This is a genomic window from Alkalicoccus luteus, assembly GCF_012034335.1.
In the GTDB taxonomy this organism is placed as follows: Bacteria; Bacillota; Bacilli; order Bacillales; family Salisediminibacteriaceae; genus Alkalicoccus; species Alkalicoccus luteus_A.
In genome coordinates, this window is sequence record NZ_JAATHJ010000072.1 from 1 (window position 1) to 1,043 (window position 1,043).

The window sequence follows — 1,043 nt, forward strand, 5'->3', positions numbered from 1 at the left end:
CCCATCTGCACGTTGTAGCCTGGTTTCAGCTGGCCGTTTTCCATGTGATCTTCTTTCATGCGCATAAACGTAGCAGCGGGATCGGTTTTGGAAAAACTGTTCCGGTCGCCGAAGGTGGCGAGCTGGCTTTCATACCGTTCCAGCCGCGGCAGGTAGTCGCGGGTGAGGGTCCGGTGGATGGTTCGGATGTTCTGAAAGACCGCCCGCTTTTCTTTTCGGACCTGCTGGTCCGGTTCCTCCCTCCATTCTGCTTCCGCCTGGTGCATCTCGTGTTCCACGGCTTCGGCGGCTTCCCGGACTTTCTGCGGGGACACACGATCCGGGGCTTCCCCGGATTCGGAGGCGTCCGATTCGATAGTGGCTTCAATGTGGGCAAGAAGGCCGGTCAGCTTCTCCTGGAGCCGGGCTTCATGTTTTTCGACTGATTTCCGCCAGACGAACGTATACCGATTGGCGTTCGCTTCGATTTTGGTCCCGTCAAGAAAGTAGGTGTCCATCGAGATATACTGTTCGTCGAGCAGGAGTTCGACGAGGCGGGTGAACAGCGGTGTGATGATGTCCTGCATCCGTTCCGAGCGGAACCGGTTAATCGTACGGAAATCCGGTTCCTGCCGAGCAGCCAGCCACATCATCGGGAGATTTTCTCGAAGAGATTGGGCAATCTGCCGGCAGGAATACCACTTCTGCGTATAGGCGTAGAGGACGATTTTCGTCATCATTTTCGGATGGTAGGCCGGGCGTCCGCCGCCTTTGTACGGGGCAAAGAAGAGGTCGTTGTCTACCGCCTCCACAAAGGTGTGGATCACCCGGGCCACGTGATCGTCCGGGATCAGGTCGCTGAAATCCATAGGCAGGACCAGCTGTCCCATGGTATACTCTTGGAAAGTAGCCGTTTGGCTGCTCATAAAAATCGCCTCCTGGTGGTGTTGGTTTTGTCGCTTACACACAGGTTCGGCGATTTTTTTCTGTTTCCTTCTATAAATTTTTTCTACACATAAAAAAGGGGCTGTCCCGTCGATAATATCGACTTATGGGACAGCCCC

At 54.8% G+C, this 1,043-nt stretch carries 1 protein-coding gene; it reads right to left on the reverse strand.

The genetic code is table 11. The annotated features are described in order from the left end of the window. A partial coding sequence (locus HCN83_RS17930; protein ID WP_168009782.1) for a transposase occupies window positions 1-905 on the reverse strand: 905 nt, incomplete at its 3' end. Between the last annotated feature and the right edge of the window lie 138 nt (window positions 906-1,043).